The following is an 18,081-nucleotide window of genomic DNA, read 5'->3' on the forward strand; positions in this document are numbered from 1 at the left end:
TCTCACGGAGGGGACACCGCTACCGGGCACTCGTCCAGCCCGGCGCGCTACCGTCGCGGGCGTGACTGCACCCCAGACCGGTACCATCGCCGTCCCCGCCTCCGCCGGGGTCGCGCCGGTCCGTACCCGTCTGCGGTCCGCGTCGACGGCCCTGCGGGTCGCGGCCGTCCGCACCCCGGAACTCACCATCGGTGCGCTCGGCGTCCTCACGGGTGCGCTCTTCGCCTGGGTCCCCTCGATCTGGTACGACGAGGCGGCGACCGTCACCAGCGCGACGCGCAGCTGGCCGCAGCTCTGGGCCGAACTCCAGAACGTGGACGCCGTGCACGGCCTCTACTACGTCCTCATCCACGCCTGGTTCTGGCTCGTGGGGTACACGCCCTTCACCCTCCGCTTCCCGAGCGCGCTCGCCATCGGCGTCTCCGCCGGGCTCGTCGTCGCTCTCGGACGCCGACTGGGCGGTCGTCGTCTCGGCATCGTCGCCGGGCTCGTGTTCCTCGCGATCCCCCGCGTGCAGTGGGCCGGGTCCGAGGGGCGCCCGTACGCGACCGTGACGACCCTCGCCGTCGCGCTGACGCTCGTCGGCATCACGGCCGTCCGCCGCACCCGGTCCGGCGCGTCGCGGGCATCGAGCGTCCGCTGGTGGGTCGCCTACGGGCTGCTCGCACTCCTGGCGGTCTCCTTCAACGTCTACCTGGCACTCGCCGTCGTCGCGCACGCTGCCGCCCTCGCCTGGACGTGGCTCGCCGAGCGCAGGACGCGCACGTGGAGCCGACGCTCGAGCGACGGTGCTCCGCTCGTGAGCCGCGTGGTCCTGGTCCGCTGGGTCGTCGCCGCTGCGGCCGCTGCACTCCTCGCGTCGCCGCTCGTGCTCGAGGTCGTCGAGCAGTCGAAGCAGGTCGCGTGGATCTCCGGCATCTCGGAGCGCACGCCGCGTCAGGTGTTCGCCACCGCGTGGTTCGGCGGGATCGATTCGTACGCCACGGTCGCGTGGATGCTCCTGGCGCTCGGCACCATTTCGGCCCTGGTCGCCGCGCACCGCCGTGTTCCCACGGTGCGGGCGCTCCTGCGTGCGCAGGCCGTCCGGGTCGCCCTGCCGCTGGCCCTGCTGCCCACCGGGGCGCTCCTCGCCGCGACGGCGCTCGGCAAGCACCTGTACTCGCCGAAGTACGCGTCGTTGAGCATGCCCTTCGTCGCGCTCCTCATCGCGCTCGCGATCACGGCCCTGCGGTGGAGGGTGCTGATCGCCGCGGTGCTCGCGGTCTTCCTCGTCCTCAGCGTCCCGAGCGCGATCGACGTCAAGACGCCCCGCTCGAAGCAGGAGTCGACGTGGGCGAACGCCGCGTCGATCATCGCGGCCGAGCGCGGGTCGCGGACGGGCGCCAACGAGGGCGTCGTGTTCGGCAGCGTCTACGGCCACCCGACCTCCACGGCCGAGGTCGTCCGGGTGTCCTACCCGTGGGCGTTCTCCGGCATGACCGACCTGGGCATCTCGACGAACGGCGCCGAGACGGGCGCGCTCTGGAACCAGAACGGCGACCTGGCGTCGACGATCCCGGCACGCCTCGGCGACATCGACACCGTCTGGTTCGTCGGCGGCACCCCCAAGGCCCGGAACATCCAGCCGGAGACGACCGAGGTCCTCGCCGAGCACGGCTTCCACGTCGAGCAGAAGTGGCGCACCGGACGGGTCGTCATCACCGAGTTCGTCCGCGGCTGAGCCCCGGCGGTGCCACGCGCCACGGGCGACCCACGACCCGCTCGTCACGCGGTGTCCGCGGTGTCCGCGGTGTCCGCGCTGGGAGCGGTCAGTGCACGACGCGGGCGCCGTGCACCGGGCCGGTCGCCCGGAGTGCCACGAGCCCGGCGGCGCTGAGCTCCACCTGCACCTCGAGCGCAGCGTCGCGGTCGGCGACCAGGAACGCCACCGTCGGCCCGCTCCCCGAGACGATGCCCGCGAGCGCACCGGCCTTCTCCCCGACCTCGATCGTCGCGGCCAGCCCCGGCTGCAGACGCATCGCGGGTGCCTGCAGGTCGTTGTGCAGGCAGTCCGCCAGCAGGTCCGCGTTCCCGGCCCGGAGCGCCTGCAGCACGTTCGCCTCGACCACGGGCGTGGTGGGCGCCGGGCGGATGTCGGCGCGGTAGCGCTCCCGGTGCTCGTCGAGGGCGCGGTACACCGCGGGGGTCGAGAGCCCGTCGTCGCTGAGCGCGAGGACCCAGTGGAACTCGCCCTTGGCCAGCGCGGGGCTCAGCTCGTCACCGCGGCCGGTCCCCACGGCGGTGCCCCCGGCGAACGCGAAGGGCACGTCCGCTCCGAGGCGGGCCGCCAGGCGCAGCAGCTCGTCCCGCCCCAGGGCGGTACCCCACAGGGTGTCGCAGGCGAGCAGGGTCGCCGCAGCGTCCGCCGATCCCCCGCCCATCCCGCCGGCGACGGGGACCTGCTTCTCGATGGTGAGCCGGACGCCACCCCGGTGCCCGGCGGCCTCAGCCACGAGCCGAGCCGCGCGGATGGCCAGGTTCGAGTCGTCGGTCGGGACCGCGCTCGTGTCGATCGGACCCGTGAAGCGGACCGAGAAGTCGTCGGCGGGTTCCGCGGTGACGTCCTCGTACAGCGAGACCGCCTGGTACGCGGTCGCCACGTCGTGGTAGCCGTCGTCCTGCAGGGCACCGACGGACAGGAACACGTTGATCTTGCCGGGAGCGCGCACCCGCACGCGGGTCGGTGCGGCCAGCGAGGTCATGCGTCCAACCTATCCTCCCCGCGCCGGGCGGTGGACTACGCCGGGGTTCCCGCCGCCGCGAACCCCCGCGCCAGGTCGGCCAGGATGTCGTCGACGTGCTCGAGCCCGATCGACAGGCGGATGAGGCCCTCCCCGACGCCGGCGGCCGCACGCTGCTCCGGGGTCATCTGCACGTGGGTCGTGGACGCCGGGTGCACGACGAGCGACCGCACGTCACCCAGGTTCGACACGTGGTCGAAGAGCTCGAGGGCCGCGACGAACCGTCGGCCGGCCGCGACACCACCGGCGAGGTCGAACGCCAGCACGGCGGACGGGCCCTTCGGCACGTACCGCTGCTGCAGGTGGTGCCACGGCGACGAGGGCAGTCCCGCGTAGTGCACGTGCTCGACCTGCGCGTGGTCGTCGAGCCACGAGGCCACCACCGCCGCGTTCGACACGTGCCGGTCCATCCGGAGCGACAGCGTCTGGATGCCCTGGAGCACGAGGAAGGCGTTGAACGGCGCGATCGCGGGCCCGAGGTCGGCGGACAGCTTCGACCGGGTCCGCTGGATGAACGCGCGGCGACCGAACTTCTCCGCGAAGGCCGTGCCGGCGAACCCGGACTGTTCGACCGTCGTGAGCTGGGGGTACTTCTCCGCCTGTGCGGCCCAGTCGAAGTTCCCGCTGTCGACGATGATCCCGGCGATGGCGCTGCCGTGCCCGGCGAGGTACTTCGTCGCCGAGTGCACGACGATGTCGGCGCCGTGCTCGATCGGCCGCACGAGGTACGGCGTCGCGATGGTGTTGTCGACGATGAGCGGGACCCCGGCTTCGTGCGCCACACCGGCGACGCCGGCGAAGTCGAGCACGTCGCCGCGCGGGTTCGGGATGCTCTCGCCGAAGAACGCCCGCGTCTCCGGGCGCACCGCGGCACGCCACTCGTCGAGGTCCGTCGGGTCCTGCACGAAGGTGAACGAGATGCCGAGGTCGCTCAGGGTCGAGTGGAAGAGCGTGTACGTCGCACCGTAGAGCGACGCCGACGAGACGACGTGGGCGCCCGCTCGGGCGACACCGAGCACGGCCAGCGAGGTCGCGGCCTGTCCCGAGGCCAGCGCCAGTGCGCCGATCCCACCCTCGAGGTCGGCGACGCGACGCTCGAGTGCGGCGGCCGACGGGTTGTTGACCCGCGTGTACGTGTGGCCGGGGGCGTCGAGCATGAACCGCGCCGCGGCGTCCTCACCCGAGGGGTAGACGTACGCCGCGCTCTGCGCGATCGGGGGCACGTTCGCGCCGAAGCCCGGGTCGGCCGTGAACCCGGCGCGGATCTGCCGGGTCTCGAACGCCCAGTCGTCCTCGGTCGCCATCAGGCGACCGGCTCCGCGACGACCGACGAGCGCACGAGCGGGATGACCTGCTCGCCGAAGCGCTCCATCTCCTCGGCCTGCGGCGAGAACTGCAGCAGGAGGGTGTCGACGCCGGCGTCCTCGAACTCGCGGATGCGGTCGGCGACCTGCTGCGGGGTGCCGACGAACCCGGGGCGCAGACCGCGGTTCGACACCGAGTAGTCCTCGAGCGACGGGACGTGCTCGAGCTGCGACTTCGAGATGAAGTCCTGGTACGACTCGTACGCCTTCCCGTGGCGGACGTCGGTGATGCGGGCCAGCTCGGCCTGCGCCTCCTCCTCCGTCTCACGGACGATCACGTACGCGGCCATGCCGAACGCCTCGAACGGCGCGGCGCCGGCGTCCTCGCGGCGACGCTTCATCTCGTCGATCTTCGTGCGGAGCTCGTCGACCGTGCCGCCGTGCGTCAGGTAGGCGTCGGCGAAGCGCGTGATCGAGCTCTTGCCCGCCTCGCTCTCGCCGCCGGCGTAGATGCGCGGCGTCACCCGCGGCTTCGGCTCGAGGTGCGTGTTCTGCACGTCGTAGTACTCGCCCGTGAACGAGAACGGCGTCTCCGCCCACAGGCCCTTGAGGATCGCGACGAACTCCTCGGTGCGGGCGTACCGGTCGTCGTGCTCCGAGAAGATGCCGCCGTACTGCCGGGCCTCCTCCGCCCACCAGGCGCTCACCACGTTGAACGTGAAGCGACCACAGGAGATCTCGTCGATGGTCGCGGCCTGCTTCGCCGTCACGGCCGGCAGGTGGTAGCCCGGGCGCATCGCGGCCATGATCTCGAGCCGCTCGGTCGTGGCTGCCAGCGCGGCCGCGAGCGCCCACGCCTCGAGACTCGGCGCCGCCGTGCCCTTGATGTCGTTGAGGTTGAGCTCCGGGACGAGCGTCAGGTCGAAGCCGATCCGCTCGGCACGCTGCGCCAGCCGCTTCACGTAGTCGAAGGTGACGGGCATGTCCTCGTCCTCGACGTTGCGCAGCCAGCCGCCGAAGAGCGGGGTCCAGTATCCGAATCGCACGTGTGGTTCCTCAGGTGGGTCGTGACGGTCTGGAGGCGCGGGGCGGGCCCGCCACGAGCCTCCAGGCCGGTGGGTGGTGTCGTCTCAGGCCGTGGTCGCCGACGCGGCGTACGCCTGCTCGAGGAGCGCGCCGGTGAAGCGCGCGATCGCGCGCGGACCGGAGACCGGCGCGACCGCCTCGACGGCGGGGTTGTAGTTCGTGTTCGTGTTCACGTCGTAGACGACCGTGCGGCCGTCCGTGGTCTCCATGAACTCGACACCCGCCACCTGGATGCGCTGCTCGGCGAGGAAGGTCCGGAGCTGCTGCACGAGCGGGTGACCGGCGGTGACCTCGTCGCGGACGGCGAAGGCGGCCGGTGCGCCGGGCGCTGCGGTGCTGGTCGTCTCGACGCCCGGCACGTCGCAGACGGCGCCGGCGATGGTCTGTGGCACCTCGCACGCGTCGGCGGGGCAGAGCTCGAAGCTGCCGGCGCTCGTGTCGACGCGGACGGCGTAGACGAACTCGCCGCCGACGAACTCGGCGCGGGTGATGAACGGCTCGCGCGCGGTCAGGAGTTCCTGGAGCAGGGTGATGCCGTCGACCGGGGCCTCGAACTCGGGGCTGTCGACGTAGGCGTCGAACTCGGCGAGGGTGTCGAAGCGCCGGACGCCCAGGCCCTTGCCGCCCTGGTTGTGCTTCGTGATGAACGGGACGTCAGCGCCACCGGTGAAGGTGCGGGCGGCGTCCTTGAGCGCGGCCGAGCCGAAGACCGCGGTCGTGCGGGGAACGTCGAAGCCGGCGTCGCGGAGGAGCCCGTGCTGGGCCACCTTCGACACCTCGAGCTCGAGCACGTGACTGCCGTTCACGACCGTCGCACCGGAGCGCTCGAGCCAGCCGAGCAGCGCGCGGGCGTACTCCTTGGAGTGCTCGTTGCCGCGGGTGTGGGAGCTGGCCGACATGCGTGACCAGTAGACGCCCGGAGCCGGCTCGGCGGACAGGTCGATGCTGCCGAGGGCACCTCCGTCGGTGAGCAGGAGTTCCTCGACCGGGACACCCTCTGCCGCGAAGGCAGCGGCGAACGGTGGGAACCACTCGGGGTTCTCGTGGATGACGTACACGCGCGGAGTTGTCACCGGGCCACCCTAGGCACGGCGAGCCTGGGGGTGCCAGGTGTGTGACGCGGGATTGCGACGTGCGTCCGCACCAGGGTCACCTCGTGCGTCCACGCCGGGGTCGCCTCGTGCGTCCGCGCCGGGTGTGCGAGGGTGGAACGCATGTCCTACCCCGCGTACGAGGAGACCGTCCGTTCCGGCCGCGTGATGACCGTCATCGGTTGGGCCGTGATCGCGACCGCCGTCGGGATCGCGACGCTCGTGCTCGCGGTGCCGGCAGGGTGGCAGGACCAGCCGCCGACGGCGTCTGACGTGGGCGTCCTGGTGGTCACGCTCGCCGTCACGGTCGCGCTCGGGATCGGCTCGGTGCTGATGCGGATGACGGTTCGGGTCGACGAGGTCCTCGAGGTACGTGTCCGGCCGTGGTGGTACCGGCGGCGCGTCGCCCCCGAGCAGATCACCTCCGCCGAGGTCGTGCACATGACGGGCGGCAACTCCGGCGGGCTGGGCATCCGACTCGTCCCCGGCGGGACGGCGGTGTTGCTCGACGGCGGACCCGGCGTCCAGGTCACGATCCGCGACGCACGGTCGCTGCGGTTCCGATGCAACGACCCGGAGGCCGTCGTCGCCGCGCTGCGGGCCCGGGGCGCTGCAGCCGACTGACGGTCGATGGTCCTGGTCGGGCGCCGGCCGACCGAGGATCAGCGCGCGACGCTGTCCGCGCCGAACTGCTGCGTGCCGACGACGCCGAGCAGCTCGAGCTTCTGCGCGTCCTCGCTCCCGGGCGGCGCGGTGAAGAGCAGGAGCGCCTGCGCCTGGTCGTCCGTGTGCAGCACCTGACAGTCGACGGTGATCCGTCCGAGCTCGGGCTGCACGATGGTCTTGTTGTCCGACCACCGGGTCGCTACCTCGTGCCGTTCCCAGAGCTCGCGGAAGGCCGGGCTGCGGCGCTGCAACTCCGCGACGAGCTCCGTCGCCCGCCGGTCGGTCGGTCCCGCGAGCCCGACGGCAGCACGGAGCGACGCGACCACCACCCGGCCGAGTCGGTCGTGCTGCTCGGGCGCGTACTTCGCCTGCTCGGTCCCCGTGACGAACCAGCGCCACGCCTGGTACCGCTCGTTGCCCGGCAGGTCGACGGACCCGCCGAGCAGCGCCCGTGCGAGCCGGTTCTCGACGAGGGTCTCCCCCAGGTGGCTGACCACGATCGCCGGGGTGTCCTCGAGCCGGTCGAGCACGCGCAGGATCGCCGGGTCGACGTGGTCCGCACGGTGCAGACGGACCGGGGCGGTGTGCCCGGCGAGGTGGAACAGGTGGTCGCGCTCGTCCAGGCTGCACCGGAGCGCCCGGGCGATCGCCGCGACCATCTGCTCGGAGGGTTGCGGGCCGCGCTGCTGCTCGAGCCGCGTGTAGTAGTCGACGCTCATCCCGGCGAGCGCGGCGACCTCCTCACGGCGGAGACCGGGCGTCCGTCGGCGCGCGCCGCTGCCGAGGCCGACGTCCTCGGGCCGCAGGAGCTCGCGGCGGCGGCGCAGGAAGTCGGCGAGCGCGGGTCGGTCCATGCTCCCATCGTGCCGTCTCGGCCGCGGCGGAACCAGGGACCGCCGGTCCCCCGATGCGCGCGCCCTGGAGGCGACCCGCCCGCAGGAGCATCGTGGTCGGCATGGACACCACGAACAGCACCGTCTTCATCTCCGGCGCGACCTCGGGCCTCGGGCTCGCCCTCGCGCAGCGCCTGCAGGCCGCCGGCAGCACCGTCGTGATCGGCGGTCGACGCCAGGACCGCCTGGACGCCCTCGCCGCCGAGCACGGCTTCGGCACGGTCGTGATCGACGTCGCCGACGGCGCTTCGATCTCCAGCGCCGCAGCGGACGTGCTCACCCGCTACCCGGCGCTCGACACCGTCGTCACGATGTCGGGCATCATGCGGAACGAGGACCTCCGCGATCCCGGGCACATCGACGACGCGCTCGAGACCGTCCAGACGAACCTGGTCGGCACGATCCGCCTGATCGACGCGTTCCTGCCGCACCTGCTCTCCCGGCCGGCGGCGACGCTGATCACGGTGTCGTCCGGTCTGGCCTTCGTACCGCTCACCGCGACCCCGACCTACAGCGCCACGAAGGCGGCCGTGCACTCCTACACGCAGGCGCTCCGGCAGCAGCTCGTCGGCAGCTCGATGGAGGTGCTCGAGCTCGCGCCGCCGGCCGTTCAGACGGACCTGATGGGCGGGGCGGACTTCGGCGGGATGCTCCTCGACGCATTCACCGACGAGGTGATGGGCCTGCTCGAGTCCGGTGCCGCGCCCGAAATCCTCGTGCAGAACGTGCAGCCGCTGCGCTGGGCCGAGCGCGACGGGACGCACCAGCAGATCCTCGAGGCGATGGCGGGCCGCGGCCACTGAGACGCGGACCGCGGACCACGGACCGCGGCCGGGAGCGTGTCGGTTGGAGGATATCCTCCAACCCTTCGACTCGCTGTCAGTCGCGATGCGCACCCTTCTCCGTCGACATCTGTTCGCGCAGGATGGCATCTGCAACCCGACCAGGTACGAAGATCGGGAGCGTTGCCGACGCGACCGCTGCGAAGGCCGGATCCGTGGTCACCAGTCCATCGGCCTCCGTGACCTTCGCCAGGCTGACCGATGCTGCGCGCGTGGCGTCGATGTCGTGCGCCGCCATGACGGCCCACGTTCCCTCGATCACCTCCGGGATCTCGCAGTACATGGCTTCGGTCGAAGCGACCAGTGTCCGCCAGCGGTCGAACACGTCCTCGGGAGTCGGAGGCAAGAGTGCGAGGCCGCCACGACCGAGCGGGCGACTGCCAGACGCATTCGGGCGCTCCACGGCCTGGAGCGCCCGAGCGAGATCGTGCAGTTGGAGCTCGGTCAGATCGGTGAAGAAGAGGACCGTCCCGGCGTCGGTCAGCCGCTCCAGGTACGCGCTGCACTCCCGGTGATCGGCGTCCTGCGGATCCAGGCAACTCGCGACGAAGCTGATGTCGACGGCAAGGCTCTGCGGGAGTACGCGGCTGCGGCCGAATGCCTGCACACCCACTTGAGCTTCGGACCCATCAAGATCGTCCACTCCCACCGATCAGACGGTCCTGCTGTCCGCCGAGGATGGGTGCGCCGGTCGTTCGCGAGGCGGGTTCATCGCTTCGTGCAATCGAGCCAAGCGTTCCTGCAGCGTTCCCACCAAGGGCGTCCTGCGCAGGACCAGCGGCTCGCCCGGGGCTCGCCTGCGCGCGGTCACCGGGAAGGGTGGAACCTCCGACGAGCTCCAGGATTCGCGCGTTGTCCGTTCGTGCTGTTCGTGCATGATCGCCTCGTTTCTCTCTTGTGGAGACGACCGTAGATCGCGGCGTACCGCGACACCGAACACTTCGTATTTCGCAGGTGCCGTCAGCCGGCGTCGAGGACCGTCCGCCCGAGCTGCACGAAGTCGGCCGGCGACAGCGCCTCGCCCCGTGCTGTCGGGTCGAGGCCCGCAGCGGTCAGCAGCTCCGACGCACGAGCGCTGGAGCCGAGCACTCCGGACAGGCTCTGCCGGAGCATCTTGCGGCGCTGCTGGAACGCCCCGTCGACGAGGGCGAAGACCTGCGCCCGCAGCGTCTCGTCCCCCGGGCGCTCACGACGGTCGAACCCGACGAGCACGCTGTCGACGTTCGGCACCGGCCAGAAGACCTGGCGGCTGATCTGCCCGGCCGTCGACCACGACCCGTACCAGGCTGCCTTGACGCTGGGCGCGCCGTAGACCTTGCTGCCGGGCTCCGCCGCGATGCGGTAGCCGACCTCGGCCTGCACCATCACGAGCACCCGCTCGATCGTCGGGAAGGTCGCGAGCAGGTGCAGCAGCACGGGGACGGAGACGTTGTACGGCAGGTTCGCGACGACGTGCGTCGGTGCCTCCGGCAGTTCGTCGGCGGTCACGGCGAGGGCGTCCTGGTGGACGACCTGCAAGCGCGCGTCGGGCTGCATGAGCGAGACGGTCGTCGGGAGCTGCGCCGCGAGCCGCCCGTCGATCTCCACCGCGGTGACCGAGGCGCCGGTCTCGGTCAGGCCGAGGGTCAGCGACCCCAGGCCCGGTCCGATCTCGAGCACGCGCGAGTCCGGCGTGACCCGACCGGCCGTCACGATGCGGCGCACGGTGTTGGCGTCGTGCACGAAGTTCTGGCCGAGCTTCTTCGTCGGGGTGACGTCGAGCTTGGCGGCGAGGTCCCGGATCTCCGCCGGGCCGAGCAGCGTGCCCACGGCTACTGGTCCACCGTGACGGGCTCGGCGTCCCACGCCCCGTACACGAGCTCGGTCGTCGAGGCGATCTGCGCCGCGAGCATCGACGGATCGGTGCCGAGGGTCTCGGCCATCGACCGGAGCGTGAGCGGGATGAGGTACGGGGCGTTCGGCCGACCACGGTACGGCGTCGGCGTCAGGAAGGGCGCGTCGGTCTCGATCATGACCAGGTGGCGCGGCGCGACCTCGAGCGCGTCACGGAGCGACTGCGCGTTCTTGAAGGTGACGGTACCGGCGAACGACATGTACCAGCCGCGCTCGGCGCAGAGCCGGGCGAGGTCCGGGCCGCCGGAGAAGCAGTGGAAGACGGTCTTCTCGGGAGCGCCGACGCGGTCGAGCACCTCGACCACGGCGTCGTGCGCGTCACGGTCGTGGATCGTCAGCGCGAGGTCGTGCTCCTTCGCGATCCGGATGTGCTCCTCGAACGAGCGGATCTGCGCCGCACGGCCGTCCTCGCCGGTGCGGAAGAAGTCGAGACCGGTCTCGCCGATCGCCCGGACGCGGGGCAGTGCCGCGAGCCGCTCGATGCCGGCGAGGTGCTCGTCGAGCAGCCCCTGCTCGTCGAGCACGGGCGCCTCGTTCGGGTGCAGCGCGACGGCCGCCAGCACGCGGGGTTCCCGCGCGGCGATCTGCGCCGACCACTCCGACGTCGCCAGGTCGGTGCCGACCTGCACGACGCCGCGGACGCCGACGCTCGACGCACGGTCGAGGTGCTCGCGGTAGTCGAGCGGACCGTCGCCGCCCTCGCCGACCCCGTCGGCGATCTCCATGTGCGTGTGGTTGTCGTACACCGGGACGACGAGCGCCTGCGGCAGCGGTGGGTAGTTCAGGTCGCGCTTCGAGCCACCGGACGCCCCCTCGCCGCGTGCCCGGACGTGCGAGCCGTCGGCCGCGTCGGTCACGCTGCGCCCTGCTCGGGCTGCTGCTCGATGCGCGGGAACAGGCCGGACTCGAGGGGCACGACGGTCTCGGCGCCCTGCCACTCCCAGGCACGGTCGACGCGCTGCTCGGTCACGGAGCCGCCGGCGCCGATCGACGCCCAGAGCTTCTCGGTCGCCTTCGGCATCACCGGGGAGACCAGGACGTTCACTGTGCCGAGGCCACGCAGCGCGGTCGCGAGGACGGTGCCGAGGCGCTCGCGCTTCGTCTCGTCCTTCGCCAGCGCCCACGGCTCCTGCTCGGTGATGTACCCGTTCAGGGCGTCGACGAGCTCCCACACGGCGGCGATCGCCTCGTGCGGCGCGAAGCCCTCGACCGCGGCGTCGGCACGCTCGGTGACGGACACCGCGAGCGCGTCGATCGCCTCGTCCGACGGGGTCAGCTCGCCGCGCGACGGGACGGCACCGTCGAAGTACTTCTGCAGCATCGCGACGAGGCGCGAGGCCAGGTTGCCGAAGCCGTTCGCGAGGTCGGCCGAGTACCGGGCGGAGATGTCCTCCCAGCTGAAGTTGCCGTCCTGCCCGAAGGTGATCGCGCGGAGGAAGTAGTAGCGGAACGCGTCCGAACCGAAGGTGTCGGTGATCTCCGACGGCGCGATGCCGGTCAGCTTCGACTTGGACATCTTCTCGCCGCCGACGAGCAGCCAGCCGTGCCCGAAGACGCGCTCCGGCACCGGGAGCCCGGCCGCCATGAGCATGGCCGGCCAGATCACGGCGTGGAAGCGGGCGATGTCCTTGCCCACGATGTGCACGCTCGGCCAGAGGCGACGGAAGGCCTCGTCGTCGTCCGACCCGTAGCCGAGGGCGGTGACGTAGTTGAGCAGCGCGTCGAACCACACGTAGAGCACGTGGTCGTGGTCCCAGGGGATCTGGATGCCCCAGTCGAAGCTCGAGCGGGAGATCGACAGGTCGCGGAGGCCCTGCTTCACGAACGAGACGATCTCGTTGCGGACGCTCTCGGGCTGGATGAACTGCGGGTTCGACTCGTACAGGTCGAGCAGGCGCTGCTCGAAGTCGCTCATCCGGAAGAAGTAGTTGCGCTCGGACAGCACCTCGACCGGGATCGAGTGGATCGCGCAGACCTGCTGGCCCTCGTACGCACCGGTGCCGGGCACGAGGTCGCTCGGCTGCTTGTACTCCTCGCACCCGACGCAGTAGAAGCCCTCGAACTCGCCGGCGTAGATGTAGCCGTCGTCGTACAGCTTCTGCAGGAACGCCGTCACGCCCCGCTCGTGGCGCTCGTCGGTGGTGCGGATGAAGTCGTCGTTCGCGACGTCGACCGTGTCGAGCAGCGGCTTCCACGCGTCGGTGACGAGCCGGTCGGCCCACTCCTTCGGGGAGACGTCGTTCGCGCTGGCGGTGCGCAGGATCTTCTGGCCGTGCTCGTCGGTACCCGTGAGCAGCCAGGTGTCGTCGCCCCGCTGCCGGTGCCAACGCGCCATGAAGTCCGCGGCGACCTCGGTGTAGGCGTGCCCGATGTGGGGCACGTCGTTCACGTAGAAGATCGGCGTGGTGATGCTGAACGAGGACCCGTCGGACATGCGGACCATCCTACGGGCGGGCCGGAGCCGCGTGTCGCGCTCCGCGCGCCGCCTGTGGAGAACCGGACGGGAGGCGCGTGGCGGGCCCGCCCCGTGCCTCCAGACCGACGGTGGTCGGCCCTACCGCGCGGCCAGCGCGCCCTCGTACAGGTCGCGCTTCGACAGCCCGGTCGCGTCCGCGACCGCCGCGGCGGCCTCCTTCATGCGGGATCCGGCGGCGACCCGCTCGAGCACGAGCCGCACACCGTCCTCGATGCTCGTCGCGTCGAGCGCACCGGTCGACCCCTCGACGACCACGCAGATCTCCCCGCGCACCCCGTCGGCCGCCCACGCGGCGAGCGCGGCGAGCGAGTCGCGGCGGACCTCCTCGTGCAGCTTCGTGAGCTCGCGGCACACGACCGCGCGGCGGTCGTCGCCGAACCCCGAGGCCATGTCGGCGAGCGTGTCGGCGAGCCGGTGCGGTGACTCGAAGAACACCATCGTCCGCTGTTCGCCTGCCAGGGACGCGAACAGGCGACGGCGCTCCCCCGCCTTGCGGGTCGGGAAGCCCTCGAAGCTGAAGCGGTCGGTCGGCAGGCCGGACACGGCGAGCGCCATGAGCACCGCGGACGGGCCGGGCAGGGCGGTGACGGTCACCCCGGCGGCCGCCGCGGCCTCCACCAGGGGGAAGCCGGGGTCGCTGATCGCGGGCATGCCCGCGTCGGTGAGGACCACCACGTCCTCGTCGCGGGCGAGCTCGACCACCTCGGAGGCCTTCGCGCGCTCGTTGTGCTCGTGGAGGGCGATGAGACGCGGGCGGTTCTCGATGCCGAGCGCGCGCATCAGGTGGATCGCGGTCCGGGTGTCCTCGGCGGCCACCACGCTCGCGTTCGACAGGGTCTCGACGAGTCGGCGCGACGCGTCGCCGAGGTTGCCGATGGGCGTTGCTGCGAGGACGATCACCTCCCCATTCTGGTGCCAGGTCCGCCGTGGCGGCGATCCGTAGGATGCAGGCGATGACCAGCGAGCTGACCGACGACCGCACCGCCCTCGTCGACGGACCGGCCGGCTCCCGCCTCGACGACTGGTGGGGTCGGGTCCTGTCGACGTCGCAGCGCGTCGCGCTCTGGCGGTGGACGGGTCCGATCGCGGTGACGCTGCTGGCGGCCGTGCTCCGGCTGGTCGGACTCGGTCACCCACACTCGCTGGTGTTCGACGAGACGTACTACGTCAAGGACGGCTGGTCGATCGTGCACCTCGGGTACGAGGGCACCTGGCCGGCGAACCCCTCCGACGACGGCGCCCCGACGACCGACCAGCGCTTCGCCGACGGCGAGACCGACCTGTACTCGAGGGCCGCGGAGTTCATCGCGCACCCGCCGCTCGGGAAGTACCTGATCGGCCTCGGCATGCTGCTGTTCGGCGCCGACAGCTCGTTCGGGTGGCGGTTCACGGTCGCCGTGCTCGGCACCGCGACCGTGTTCCTGACCGCGGTCATCGCGCGCTCGCTGTTCCGCTCGACGGCGATCGGGACGCTCGCCGGGTTCCTGCTCGCGATCGACGGGCAGGCGATCGTGCTGTCGCGCGTGACGCTGCTCGACGGCATCCTGACGTTCTTCGTCGTGCTCGGAGCGGGCGCGCTGCTGCTCGACCGGAGGTGGACGCAGCGGCGGCTCGACGACTGGGTCAGGCGCCGTGCGGACGACGGACGCGACACGCTCTGGGGGCCGGTGCTGGTCTGGCGGCCGTGGCTCGTCGCGATGGGCGTCGCGCTCGGTCTGGCGTCCGCGACGAAGTGGTCCGGCCTGTACTTCCTGGCCTTCTTCGCGCTGTACTCCGTGCTGAGCGACATGATGATGCGTCGGCGCGCGGGTGTGGCGTTCTGGTCGTCGAGTGCCTTCCTGCAGCAGGCGCCGGTGACGTTCCTGCTCACGGTGCCGATCGCCGCCGTGACCTACCTGGCGTCGTGGACCGGGTGGTTCCGGACATCCGGTGGGTGGGACCGGGACTGGATCGCCTCCGGTGGGGAGCGGTGGACGGGCCTGCTCGCGTGGGTGCCGGACTCGTTCCAGAACTGGTGGCACTACCAGTCGGAGATCTACGGCTTCAACATCGGCCTGCACACCCCGCACTCGTACCAGGCGAACCCGCTGCTCTGGCTCGTGATGCAGCGGCCCACGTCGATGTACTACGTCGGGACGAACCGCGGCCAGGACGGCTGCTGGGCGGACCGCTGCGGCGAGGCGATCACCGGCATCGCCAACCCGTTCGTCTGGTACGCCTCGGTGATCGCGGCGGTCGCGCTGCTCGTGCTCTTCGTGCTGCGGCGCCGGTGGGAGTACGGCTTCGTGCTGATCGGTGTCGCGGGCGGGTACCTGCCGTGGCTGCTGTACACCGACCGCACGGTGTTCCAGTTCTACACGGTGGCGTTCGAACCGTTCCTCGTCATGGCCCTGGCCGCGGCGATCGGGCTCGTCGCCGGGTCACGGACCGATCCGCGGCCGCGACGGACGCGCGCGCTGGTGTGGGTCGGGGTGTACCTCGGCGTGGTCGTGCTGGCGTCGGCGTACTGGTACCCGATGTGGACCGGGCTGCAGGTGCCGTGGGACTTCATCCGGTCGCACTACTGGCTGCCGAGCTGGCTGTAGCGGTCGAGGCGCCGGCGACCGTCAGGGCTGGCCGTGCAGGGCGCGTTCGATGGCCGCGCGGTCGAGCGGCGCGCCGACCATCGGATCGGTGGTGCCGCCGGGCAGGACGCCCTCGAGCACGACCTCGGCGTAGCGGCGCCAGGCGTCCGGGTCGTGGGCGCGGGTCGTGTCCGCGACGGCGCCGACCATCGTGGTGAGCATCGGGAGGTCGGCGTAGCTGAACCCGGCCCGCACCACGCCGGCGACGGTGGCGCGCTCGATGATCGTCGCGACCTGGCGTTCGAGCCGGTCCCGCTCGTGCACGATCGACGGCCGCGCCTTGCCCGCGCGGACGATGGCGTCGGCGAGGGCTCGGTCGCGCGCGCGGAACTCGAAGACGCCCATCAGGTAGATGCGCAGCGCCTCACGCGGATCGGTCTCCTGCGCGGCGCGGGCGGCGGCGGCGTTCATCGCCTCGAACTTGGTGGCGAGGAGCGCCTCGATCAGGGCGTCCTTGTCGGCGAACCGGCGGTAGACCGTGCCGACGCCGACGCCGGCCTCGTGCGCGATGTCGTTGAGCGTGACCGACAACCCGCGCTCGGCGAAGCACCTGCGAGCGGTCTGCAGGATCAGCTCGCGGTTGCGCGCGGCATCGGCGCGCAGGGGGCGCTCGAGGTCGTGCGCGGTGTCGGTGGTGCTCACGAGGTCGACCGTAGTTGACGATTCTGGGAACAAACGGATGCGGTGGCTCCGTTTCGGTCTACACTCGACACAAGCGGATGCAACCCATCCGGTTCCACCTCCTCGCGAAGCGCTCGACGGCGCGTGCTCCGCCACCTCCACCCTTCCCAGAAGGAGGCTGCCGTGACGGCAGAACAGACCGTGCCGACCCCGACCGGGTCCGCACACACGACGACCGGCCGCGCTGCCGGCACCACGCCCGGCTCCGGCTCCGGCCGGGCCGAGCACCGCTGGATCGCGCTGGCGGTCATCGCCCTCGCCCAGCTCATGGTCGTGCTGGACGCGACCATCGTGAACATCGCCCTCCCGTCGGCGCAGGCCGACCTCGGCTTCGGCACCGACCAGCGCCAGTGGATCGTCACCGCCTACTCGCTGGCGTTCGGTTCCCTGCTCCTGCTCGGTGGTCGCCTCGGTGACCTGTTCGGCCGGAAGACCACCTTCATCGTCGGCCTGGTCGGGTTCGCCGTGGCCTCGGTGCTCGGCGGCCTCGCGGACTCGTTCGGCCTGCTCGTCGCCGCCCGCGCACTGCAGGGTGTGTTCGGCGCCCTGCTCGCCCCCTCGGCGCTCGGCATGCTCACCACGACCTTCCGTGACCCGAAGGAACGCGGCCGGGCCTTCGGCATCTTCGGGTCCATCGCCGGCTCGGGTGCGGCGATCGGCCTGCTGCTCGGCGGTGTGCTCACCGAGTACGCGTCCTGGCGCTGGTGCCTCTACGTGAACGTCGTGTTCGCGGTGCTCGGTGTCATCGGTGCACTCGTCTTCATGGCGAAGCCTCCGAAGGTCGAGCGTCCGCGCATCGACGTCGCCGGGGTCCTGACGATCACCGCGGGCCTGGTCGGCATCGTCTACGGGTTCTCGAACGCCGAGTCGAACGGCTGGGACGCCCCGCTGACGATCGTCATGCTCGCCGCGGGGGTCCTGCTCGTTGCCGCGTTCGTCCTGATCGAGACCCGGGTCGCACACCCGCTCCTGCCGCTCCGCGTCGTCCTCGACCGCGACCGCGGCGGCGCGTTCATCGCCATCGGCCTGGTCGCCATCGGCATGTTCGGCATCTTCCTGTTCCTGACGTACTACCTCGAGCAGACGCTCGGCTTCAGCTCGCTGCAGACCGGGCTGGCGTTCCTCCCGATGCCGCTCTCGATCATGATCTCGGCGACGCAGATCGGTGGGCGCCTCCTCCCCCGCGTGGGTCCGAAGGTCCTGATCTTCGCCGGCGGCCTGGTCGCGGCGACCGGGCTGCTGCTCCTGCTCCGCACCGAGGTCGACAGCACCTACGCGGGGACCGTCCTGCCGGCGCTGATCGTGATCGGTCTCGGCATGGGCACGATCTTCTCGTCCGCGATGAACACCGCGACGACCGGGGTCGCCCGGGCCGATGCCGGCGTGGCCTCGGCGACGGTGAACACCATGCAGCAGATCGGCGGCTCGATCGGCACGGCCCTGCTCTCGACGATCTTCGCCGACGTCGTGAAGGACAGCCTGTCGGGCCTCTCGGCAGCGCCGACGAAGCTCCAGCAGGCCCAGGCCGTGATCGACGGGTACCACGTGGCCTTCGGCATCTCGGCCGGGGTGCTCGTGCTCGTCGCCCTCGCTGGCGGGCTGCTCATCAACCGGCAGTCGGTGCGGCTCGCGAAGCTCGCGCACGCGTCGGCCGCCACGACGGGCAGCATCCCGGCCGCGGCGCACTAGGCAGCTGCGGCGGACCCCGCTGCTGCCGCTGCCCGGGCCGCCACGGTCGCTCCGCT

The 18,081-nt window shown here is 71.6% G+C and carries 16 protein-coding genes; 5 read left to right on the forward strand and 11 right to left on the reverse strand.

Annotated elements, in window-relative coordinates:
- The first annotated feature begins 61 nt into the window (after nt 1-61).
- On the forward strand, nt 62-1,720 hold the full coding sequence (locus ACIPEQ_RS11055) for a hypothetical protein (RefSeq protein WP_402715182.1): 1,659 nt from the start codon (nt 62-64) through the stop codon (nt 1,718-1,720).
- Nucleotides 1,721-1,808: 88 nt separating this feature from the next.
- On the opposite strand, the gene ACIPEQ_RS11060 is transcribed toward ACIPEQ_RS11055, so the two are convergent.
- From ACIPEQ_RS11060 to ACIPEQ_RS11075, 4 genes are all read right to left on the reverse strand, one after another.
- Nucleotides 1,809-2,741: a 4-(cytidine 5'-diphospho)-2-C-methyl-D-erythritol kinase gene (locus ACIPEQ_RS11060; protein WP_402715183.1), complete on the reverse strand. Its 933-nt coding sequence runs from the start codon at nt 2,739-2,741 to the stop codon at nt 1,809-1,811.
- Nucleotides 2,742-2,776: 35 nt separating this feature from the next.
- On the reverse strand, nt 2,777-4,084 hold the full coding sequence (locus tag ACIPEQ_RS11065; RefSeq protein ID WP_402715184.1) for an O-acetylhomoserine aminocarboxypropyltransferase/cysteine synthase family protein: 1,308 nt from the start codon (nt 4,082-4,084) through the stop codon (nt 2,777-2,779).
- Nucleotides 4,084-5,130: an LLM class flavin-dependent oxidoreductase gene (locus tag ACIPEQ_RS11070; RefSeq protein WP_402715185.1), complete on the reverse strand. Its 1,047-nt coding sequence runs from the start codon at nt 5,128-5,130 to the stop codon at nt 4,084-4,086. Before ACIPEQ_RS11070 ends, ACIPEQ_RS11065 begins: the two co-directional genes overlap by 1 nt.
- An 84-nt stretch (nt 5,131-5,214) precedes the next feature.
- Nucleotides 5,215-6,243 (reverse strand): RimK family alpha-L-glutamate ligase, encoded by a 1,029-nt coding sequence (locus ACIPEQ_RS11075; protein WP_402715186.1) that lies wholly within the window; start codon nt 6,241-6,243, stop codon nt 5,215-5,217.
- A 141-nt stretch (nt 6,244-6,384) separates the two neighbouring features.
- Here ACIPEQ_RS11075 and ACIPEQ_RS11080 point away from each other — a divergent pair, with 141 nt between their 5' ends.
- Nucleotides 6,385-6,885, forward strand: a complete 501-nt coding sequence (locus tag ACIPEQ_RS11080; RefSeq protein WP_250367696.1) for a hypothetical protein — start codon at nt 6,385-6,387, stop codon at nt 6,883-6,885.
- Between the two features lie 38 nt (nt 6,886-6,923).
- Here the strand turns inward: ACIPEQ_RS11080 and ACIPEQ_RS11085 are convergent, their stop codons facing one another.
- Nucleotides 6,924-7,781, reverse strand: coding sequence for a helix-turn-helix transcriptional regulator (locus ACIPEQ_RS11085; RefSeq protein WP_402715187.1), 858 nt, complete (start codon nt 7,779-7,781; stop codon nt 6,924-6,926).
- Nucleotides 7,782-7,882: 101 nt separating this feature from the next.
- Here ACIPEQ_RS11085 and ACIPEQ_RS11090 point away from each other — a divergent pair, with 101 nt between their 5' ends.
- A complete protein-coding gene (locus ACIPEQ_RS11090; protein WP_402715188.1) occupies nt 7,883-8,623 on the forward strand; it encodes an SDR family oxidoreductase in 741 nt (246 codons plus the stop codon).
- 76 nt (nt 8,624-8,699) lie between these two features.
- Here the strand turns inward: ACIPEQ_RS11090 and ACIPEQ_RS11095 are convergent, their stop codons facing one another.
- The 5 genes from ACIPEQ_RS11095 to rsmI all read right to left on the reverse strand — a co-directional run bounded on the left by ACIPEQ_RS11095 (nt 8,700) and on the right by rsmI (nt 13,931).
- Complete coding sequence (locus ACIPEQ_RS11095) at nt 8,700-9,305, reverse strand: hypothetical protein (RefSeq protein WP_402715189.1); 606 nt, start codon at nt 9,303-9,305, stop codon at nt 8,700-8,702.
- A gap of 317 nt (nt 9,306-9,622) precedes the next feature.
- Complete coding sequence (gene rsmA, locus ACIPEQ_RS11100; protein WP_402715190.1) at nt 9,623-10,471, reverse strand: 16S rRNA (adenine(1518)-N(6)/adenine(1519)-N(6))-dimethyltransferase RsmA; 849 nt, start codon at nt 10,469-10,471, stop codon at nt 9,623-9,625.
- Between the two features lie 2 nt (nt 10,472-10,473).
- Nucleotides 10,474-11,412, reverse strand: coding sequence for a TatD family hydrolase (locus ACIPEQ_RS11105; protein WP_402715191.1), 939 nt, complete (start codon nt 11,410-11,412; stop codon nt 10,474-10,476).
- Nucleotides 11,409-12,989, reverse strand: coding sequence for a methionine--tRNA ligase (metG, locus tag ACIPEQ_RS11110; RefSeq protein ID WP_209679210.1), 1,581 nt, complete (start codon nt 12,987-12,989; stop codon nt 11,409-11,411). Before metG ends, ACIPEQ_RS11105 begins: the two co-directional genes overlap by 4 nt.
- 120 nt (nt 12,990-13,109) lie before the next feature.
- Nucleotides 13,110-13,931, reverse strand: coding sequence for a 16S rRNA (cytidine(1402)-2'-O)-methyltransferase (gene rsmI, locus ACIPEQ_RS11115; RefSeq protein WP_402715192.1), 822 nt, complete (start codon nt 13,929-13,931; stop codon nt 13,110-13,112).
- A 53-nt stretch (nt 13,932-13,984) separates the two neighbouring features.
- Between rsmI and ACIPEQ_RS11120 the strand changes: the two genes are divergently transcribed.
- Nucleotides 13,985-15,616: a dolichyl-phosphate-mannose--protein mannosyltransferase gene (locus ACIPEQ_RS11120; protein WP_402715193.1), complete on the forward strand. Its 1,632-nt coding sequence runs from the start codon at nt 13,985-13,987 to the stop codon at nt 15,614-15,616.
- Between the two features lie 21 nt (nt 15,617-15,637).
- Here the strand turns inward: ACIPEQ_RS11120 and ACIPEQ_RS11125 are convergent, their stop codons facing one another.
- Nucleotides 15,638-16,297, reverse strand: coding sequence for a TetR/AcrR family transcriptional regulator (locus ACIPEQ_RS11125; protein ID WP_250367688.1), 660 nt, complete (start codon nt 16,295-16,297; stop codon nt 15,638-15,640).
- 162 nt (nt 16,298-16,459) lie between these two features.
- Here ACIPEQ_RS11125 and ACIPEQ_RS11130 point away from each other — a divergent pair, with 162 nt between their 5' ends.
- Entirely contained in the window at nt 16,460-18,025 is a 1,566-nt protein-coding gene (locus ACIPEQ_RS11130; protein ID WP_402715194.1) for an MFS transporter, read from the forward strand.
- Nucleotides 18,026-18,081: the final 56 nt, after the last annotated feature.

Source organism: Curtobacterium sp. NPDC087080, assembly GCF_044745105.1.
Taxonomy (GTDB): Bacteria; Actinomycetota; Actinomycetes; order Actinomycetales; family Microbacteriaceae; genus Curtobacterium.